Below are 6646 nucleotides of genomic sequence, written 5' to 3'. Positions count from 1 at the left end.
GGTGGCGCCGGGGCAGGCGGTGCCGGCGCAGGTGCAGGTGGTGGCGGTGGAGGCGGTGCCGGCGCAGGTGGTGGCGGTGGAGGCGGTGCCGGCGCAGGTGGTGGCGGTGGAGTCGGCGCGGGTTGGATCGGGGAAGGCGCGGGCTCGCTCGGAGTCGGCGACGGCGTTCCCGGACCAGAAGGCTCACTCGGCGACGGCGTCGGCGAACCCGGACCAGCCGGATCACTCGGCGACGGCGTCGGCGAACCAGGACCAGAAGGCTCACTCGGCGACGGCGACGGCGAACCAGGACCAGAAGGCTCACTCGGCGACGGCGACGGCGAACCCGGACCAACCGGCTCACTCGGCGACGGCGACGGCGAACCCGGACCAACCGGCCCACTCGGCGACGGCGACGCCGTCCCCGAACCAGAAGGCTCACTCGGCGATAGTGTTCCGGAGTCGGCGGGCCTAATCGGTGACAGCGGGGATGCTGGCCAAGAAGGTGGGGCGGCAACCGTCGTCGGCGAACTTACCCAGCGAGGAGCCTGGGGAGGTTCATTGCCCTGCCCCACGGGGATGGTCCACGTTACCGGCCCAGGTGACGGAGCACCGATGCCCGGCAGGTACGTCCGCAGGTCAGCCGGTCCGGCGCCGACGGATCGAACTGGTATTAGGCGCCACTTCAGGGGACTGATGTGGTGCCCGTTGAGGATCGTCTCGAAGTGCAGGTGGCATCCCGTCGACCACCCGGTCGAGCCTACCCGCGCAATGGCCTGGCCAACGTTGATGGAGTCTCCGCTGCGGACGGCAATGGACTCAAGGTGGTTGTAGGTGCTGATGAGTCCGTTGCCGTGATCTATCTCTACCCGGTTACCGCCGCCCCAAGGATGCCAACCGGCAGCGCGTACCACTCCTGAATCAGCGGCGTAAACCTGTGTGCCGCAGGGAGCAGCATAGTCCTGGCCGAGATGGAAATCCCCCGCTGCGCCGGACAGTGGGCTTACGCGGAATCCGAAGGGTGAAGAGGGATACAGCAGTTTGAGGGGCGCCATAAGGTAACCCGCCGGCGGCCTCCCAAGCCAGGTAAGCTCGACCGCCAGTGGGGACGGAGTGCTCTCGCTGGAGCTGCTTACCAGCGGACGCGGGAAAGTAATCTCCACGTCTGGAGCGGTCAGGATGTTTGCAGTCACGGGGCTGGCTACAAGGCCGTCCGACGGCGGCACTACCACGTCGGCACTGCCGTGTACCACTGTTCCAGTTCCGGTACTGGTTCCGGTGCTGGGACCGGCGCTGGAACCGGTACTCGATCCCGCGGGAATCCCCACGGCACCCATTGCTGCGACGGGACGGACGACAGAGGCAGTAGCAGTCCCAGATTCGGGGGTGCTCGCGGAAAGGTTCAAAGCGCAGACCGAAATGGCGAGTACCCCGGTGGCCGCCACAGCACGGGCGGCGGGCAGGCATACCCCTCGGGGGGTTTGGGCGTCCTTCCCCGAAACCGCGTGAGTGCCCATAAGACTGACTCCAGGACGTGACGACCGCCCCTGTCTTGACGGTACCTCCCATGTGAACATACATGCCGGGTCCCTGTGAACCCCGTAACGGGACAATGCGGTTTTTTTGTGGATGCCCGCCGTCTTGTTTCCGCCCGTAGGCTGCCCAAGCCTGCACGTGGACAGCCCGCTTTGTGCTTGTGATCAGCCCCGGACCCGGGCTCTGGACGAAAAGTCCCTTCCTCCCGGCGTGAGGTGTGTCGGTGCCCGGGCTACGACGTTCGCCATTGTGGTGTCAAAGGAGTTGGTTTTCAGGCATTTTTGGGGGCCGTCATGCAGGGTCTGCCGGATCGCGTACAAGGTTTTCACACGCTGTGCCCTCAGTAAGTTGTCCGCTGCCCGGATCCGTTGCTGATACATCAGCGGGCAGGTTTGGTGTTTCCGGAGTCGGGTCTGCCGGACAGCTATCCGACGCCGGGGATGCGGCCCTTAGGGGCGACGGCGTTGGCACCGTCGCAGGGTCGGTCGGATCCGTAAGGTCAATGGGGTTCGGCGTCGGGGATGGTGCAACCGGGGCAGGGGACGGTGATTGCATGAGTTCGATCGGCGCCGCGGTGGCTTCAGCCGGTGTCGGGGTCGGGACCGGCGTGACCTCAACCGGTGCCGGCGTCGGCGAGGGTGTAGGTGGCGGCGTCGGCGTGACCTCAACCGGTGCCGGCGTCGGCGAGGGTGTAGGTGGCGGCGTCGGCGTGACCTCCACCGGTGCCGACGACGACGTCGGTGGCTGGGTCGGTAGCGCTGTCGGGGACGACGCACTGGGCGGCACCGCCGGTTGGGTGCCTGCAGCACCAATCGCCGCGGCAGGCCTCAGCAAAAGCGGGGAAGCCGGTTTTTCAGGCGTTCCGGCCCGGACTTCACTTTCATGAGGGTCGTCGTGATCGTGGCTCAACGGCAGGGCCCAACTGATTGTCCCCTGGGAGGGAGAGCCAAACCCGGGCAGGTAACTCCGCATTTCACCGGATCCGCTGCCAGCCAAAGGCCGGGCGGGCATGAGAGCCCACTTCATCGGACTTGTGTGGCGGCCATCGAGGATCGTTTCAAAGTGCAGGTGGCATCCCGTCGACCAACCGGTGCTGCCCACCCGGCCGAGGATTTGGCCGGCGTTGATCTCGTCACCCGTACGGACAGCGATGGCCTCGAGGTGGTTGTATGTTGTGATTAGCCCGTTGCCGTGATCGATTTCCACTCTGTTGCCGCCGCCCCAAGGGTGCCAGCCTGCAGCACGCACCAGCCCTGAGTCCGCCGCGTAAACGCCTGTTCCACAAGGGGCGGCGTAGTCCTGCCCCAGATGGAAGTCGCCGGCCGCCCCGGACAAGGGGCTCACCCGGAAACCGAAGGGCGAGCTGGCATTGAGCAGAGTCAGTGGCGCCATCAGGAATCCGGCCGGCGGCCTGCCGAAGCCTGTCGTCCCGACTGTCAGCGGCGGGGAGTTCTCCCCGCGGTAACCGCCAATTGCCGCATGGGGAAAGGTGACATGTGCCCCTGGATTCGTAGAGGCCGCTGCCTGCAGCATTCCGGCGCCAACCCTGTCCGAAGCCAGCGCGTCCGAGCCTCCGCTGCTTGACGTGGTTGTCTCCGTACCAAAACCAGCAGCCGTGGCTCTCGAGGCCTCCCGCTCCCCTGCGCTGCCGGAAAGGTTCAGGGACCAGATGGATAAGGCAACAGCACCAGTGGCAGTCAGGGCGCGCAGGACAGAAACATGTGGACGGCGCACGACCGTTCGCTTACCCGAAGTGTGACGATTCCCCAAAGTGTGTCTCCATAACATAGTGACCCGGCACGGGACCAAAGGGCCGGTAGCCTGTGAACCTCGTCCTATCGTGCCTGTAACTACTTGAGAAAACCTTGCGGAACGGCCCAACTGCCCCGCCAGGCGCCCTGGGGTGACAATGATATATGCGGAGTTTCCTTCGGAAATGGCAGGACGAACTTAAGAAAACCTTTACGGGCAGGGCTGATGAGGTGCCCGACTGGGTGCCGAAGCTGGCAGAGGGCGACGATCCCGGGTACCACCTTCCCGGTTCGGCAGTCTGGGCGGTGCACGGTTCCATGTCGCCCATCGTGGCCGGAATCCGCACACTGTTAATGCAGGCCCTCCATCCCGGGGCACTTGCCGGCGTCCACGAACATTCAAGCTTCCGCGAGGATCCGTTGATCAGGTTGGCTAACACCATCCGCTGGATTTTCACTGTGACATATGGGTCCACTGACGCTGCCGAAAACGCCTCGCGCAGGGTGCGCCGGCTGCATGAAGCGGTCCAGGGCAGTTACAGCGACAACCTCGGGGCGCAACGCGACTACAGCGCCAACGATCCTGAGTTGGCCAGCTGGATCCACTTGGCATTCACGGACGCGTTCCTCACCGCCCATAAAATCTGGGGCGGCTCCATTCCGGGAGGACCCGACGCCTATGTCCGCGAGTGGGCCCAGGCGGGCCGCCTAATGGGGGTGGAAAATCCACCGCTTACCGAGGCAGACATGCACAGGCAACTGGACCGCTGGTACGAAAGCGGTGAGCTTCGCGTTGACGGCCGGGTGGCAGAGACAGTGGAATTCATCCGGAACCCGCCGCTAAGCCGGATGCTCCAACCGGGCTACCGGATCCTGTTTGCCGGTGCGGTGTACAGCTTGGAGCCACGATACCGCCAGATGCTCGGCCTGGCTGTTCCGCGGCTGGGTCCGGTCGCGCTGCCGGTGAGGCTCGCAACAAAGGCGGTTCTCGCCGTCGTACGCCTGGCTTTGGGACCCAGGGGGCCCAGCGAACTGGCCGCCCGGGAGCGCCTTCACCGCCTGGGCGTGCCGGCCGCGGACGCGTAATACGCTATGCCGATAACGAAAGAACCCGGCCCCGGCAGTGCCGGGACCGGGTTCTTAACCGGCGGAGAATGGGGGATTTGAACCCCCGAGGGCGTTAACCCAACACGCGTTCCAGGCGTGCGCCATAGGCCGCTAGGCGAATTCTCCAACTGCTTCTGAATCAAAAGCAGATACTAGAGTACCTGATGTTTTCCGCTTCGCCCAATTGAGGCTCCGACGCCGGTTTTGAAGGCTTTCCGCCCTCTCGGGCGGGCGGGTTCGAACACGGGCTTAAACCAGAAATGGACGCCCCCAATGCGCCCATTCCACCGGAACACCGTTGAGCTGCCGGGTCCGGCTCCGTTCAGCCAGGCCTCGCAGCTCACAATCTTGAGATTGCCCCAATCGGTGTACATATCCATGATCGCGGCTGGTGATTGGATAAGCAATGAATTTTGCGTTTCGCCGCTGGCTGGTTGGGGCACGATGGGAGCCATGACAGAGCTGCATACGCTGGTGGTTTACGTCCCGGCCACTCATACGCCACAAGTATTGAAGGCCATCGGCGACGCCGGAGCGGGCCGGATCGGTAACTACTCCCACTGTTCCTTTGTGACCTCTGGCACCGGCCGGTTCACTCCGCAGGCGGGTGCCACTCCTTACATCGGAGGAGTGGGCACTCCGGAGGAAGTGCCTGAGGACCGGATTGAATGCGTGGTTGAAGGACCGCTGCTCAAGGCTGTGGTCGCTGCCTTGCGTGCCGTGCACCCGTATGAGGAACCCGCGCTGATGAGTTGGAAGGTTGAGGGCTGGAGGCTCCGGGACCCCGATTCGAGTCGGGCCTGAAGTTCGGGTAAAGTATCTGACGGCCCCTCATGTGGCGTCATCCTGTTGAACTCCCCCAGGACCGGAAGGTAGCAAGGGTAAATGGGCTCTGGCGGGTGCATGGGGGGTCTTTACTATTCCCCCACAGGGCGGCAGACTGTCTGCCCGGATTGGTAGGGTTTTCTCTGTGACAGTTACTACCGCCCTCTACCGCAGATACCGTCCAGACTCCTTCGCTGACGTTATCGGGCAGGAACATGTCACCGAACCGCTGATGACCGCTCTGCGGAAAAACCGGGTCAACCACGCTTACCTTTTTTCCGGTCCCAGGGGTTGCGGTAAGACCACGTCGGCGCGCATTCTGGCACGCTGCCTGAACTGCGCCCAAGGGCCCACCGATACCCCCTGCGGCACGTGCCCCAGCTGCGTTGAGCTTGCCCGCGGCGGCTCCGGGTCACTCGACGTCATCGAGATCGACGCCGCCAGCCACGGCGGCGTGGACGACGCACGGGACCTCCGCGAGAGGGCGACGTATGCCCCCGTTCGTGACCGCTACAAGATCTTCATCATTGACGAAGCCCACATGGTCACGTCCGCCGGTTTCAACGCCCTGCTGAAGATCGTTGAAGAACCCCCGGAACACATCAAGTTCATCTTCGCCACCACGGAGCCGGACAAGGTCATCGGCACCATCCGCTCCCGGACGCACCATTACCCCTTCCGTCTGGTGCCGCCGGAGCCGCTCATGGCCTACCTCGAACTTCTTTGCAACCAGGAGAACGTTCCGGTTGCGCCCGGTGTCCTGTCGCTGGTGATCCGTGCCGGCGGCGGCTCTGTCCGTGATTCCCTGTCCGTCCTGGACCAGCTGATGGCAGGTGCAGGGGCCAACGGCCTGGACTACGAACTTGCCGTGGCGCTGCTCGGCTACACCCACGCTTCGTTGCTGGACGATGTTGTCGAGGCGGTGGCTGCCTCGGACGCCGCGACCGTTTTCCGCGCCGTGGACAGGGTCATCCAAACCGGCCACGACCCGCGCCGCTTCGTCGAGGACCTCCTGGAGCGCTTCCGCGACCTCATCATCGTCCAGGCGATGCCCGAAAGCGCCCAGACCATTCTTCGCGGAATGCCTGCTGACCAGATTGCCCGCCTGAAAAACCAGGCGCACAACCTGGGCGCCGCCGAGTTGTCCCGCGCGGCCGATGTCACCAACACCGCGTTGACCGAAATGACCGGCGCCACCTCCCCGCGGCTGCATCTGGAACTGCTTTGTGCCCGGATCCTCCTGCCCAGTTCCGAGCAGAACGAGCGCGGCATGGCCGCGCGAATAGACCGTGTGGAGCGGCGGCTCAACTATGCAGGGAACGACGTCGGGGCTCCCGCCACCGCAGCCCCCGCCCCTGCCCACCATCCTGCTCCCGCCACCGCAGCCACAGGCCACAAGACGGGCCGCCTGCTGGTCAACCCCCGAGGACCGGGAGCGTCCGGATACG

The 6646-nt window shown here is 64.6% G+C and carries 4 protein-coding genes, 1 tRNA gene, 1 other RNA gene and 3 pseudogenes; 6 read left to right on the top strand and 3 right to left on the bottom strand.

Features of this window, described 5'->3' with window-relative positions; translation table 11 throughout:
- Positions 1–454: pseudogene (locus AC5RV1_RS21020) on the top strand (hypothetical protein); the annotation flags it as partial.
- A 274-nt stretch (positions 455–728) separates the two neighbouring features.
- Here the strand turns inward: AC5RV1_RS21020 and AC5RV1_RS21015 are convergent.
- Positions 729–1034, bottom strand: a pseudogene (locus tag AC5RV1_RS21015) (M23 family metallopeptidase); the annotation flags it as partial.
- 1034 nt (positions 1035–2068) lie between these two features.
- Here AC5RV1_RS21015 and AC5RV1_RS21010 point away from each other — a divergent pair.
- Positions 2069–2401, top strand: a complete 333-nt coding sequence (locus AC5RV1_RS21010; protein ID WP_493995901.1) for a hypothetical protein — start codon at positions 2069–2071, stop codon at positions 2399–2401.
- Positions 2402–2553: 152 nt separating this feature from the next.
- On the opposite strand, the pseudogene AC5RV1_RS21005 reads toward AC5RV1_RS21010, so the two are convergent.
- Positions 2554–2907: pseudogene (locus AC5RV1_RS21005) on the bottom strand (M23 family metallopeptidase); the annotation flags it as partial.
- Positions 2908–3431: 524 nt separating this feature from the next.
- On the opposite strand from AC5RV1_RS21005, the gene AC5RV1_RS21000 reads away from it, so the two are divergent.
- On the top strand, positions 3432–4352 hold the full coding sequence (locus AC5RV1_RS21000) for an oxygenase MpaB family protein (protein ID WP_493995900.1): 921 nt from the start codon (positions 3432–3434) through the stop codon (positions 4350–4352).
- A 62-nt stretch (positions 4353–4414) separates the two neighbouring features.
- Here AC5RV1_RS21000 and AC5RV1_RS20995 read toward each other — a convergent pair.
- A tRNA-Ser gene (locus tag AC5RV1_RS20995) sits at positions 4415–4499 on the bottom strand.
- Between the two features lie 327 nt (positions 4500–4826).
- Here AC5RV1_RS20995 and AC5RV1_RS20990 point away from each other — a divergent pair.
- From AC5RV1_RS20990 to AC5RV1_RS20980, 3 genes are all read left to right on the top strand, one after another.
- Positions 4827–5177 carry a hypothetical protein gene (locus tag AC5RV1_RS20990; protein ID WP_493995899.1) on the top strand — a complete coding sequence of 117 codons (351 nt, stop codon included), beginning with the start codon at positions 4827–4829 and terminating at the stop codon, positions 5175–5177.
- A gap of 18 nt (positions 5178–5195) precedes the next feature.
- Positions 5196–5292: signal recognition particle sRNA small type (ffs, locus tag AC5RV1_RS20985), an RNA gene on the top strand.
- 51 nt (positions 5293–5343) lie between these two features.
- The coding region (locus AC5RV1_RS20980) for a DNA polymerase III subunit gamma and tau (protein ID WP_493995898.1) at positions 5344–6646 on the top strand (1303 nt) is incomplete at its 3' end.

This window comes from Arthrobacter sp. Hb9-2, from assembly GCF_059091165.1.
This window is presented reverse-complemented; position numbering and strand designations above follow the sequence as displayed.

What these genes read in the sequence shown, in the direction of transcription:
- AC5RV1_RS20990 (WP_493995899.1), top strand. Translation starts at nt 4,827, where the DNA reads ATGACAGAGCTGCATACGCTGGTGGTTTACGTCCCGGCCACTCATACG.
- AC5RV1_RS21000 (WP_493995900.1), top strand. Translation starts at nt 3,432, where the DNA reads ATGCGGAGTTTCCTTCGGAAATGGCAGGACGAACTTAAGAAAACCTTT.
- AC5RV1_RS21010 (WP_493995901.1), top strand. Translation starts at nt 2,069, where the DNA reads ATGAGTTCGATCGGCGCCGCGGTGGCTTCAGCCGGTGTCGGGGTCGGG.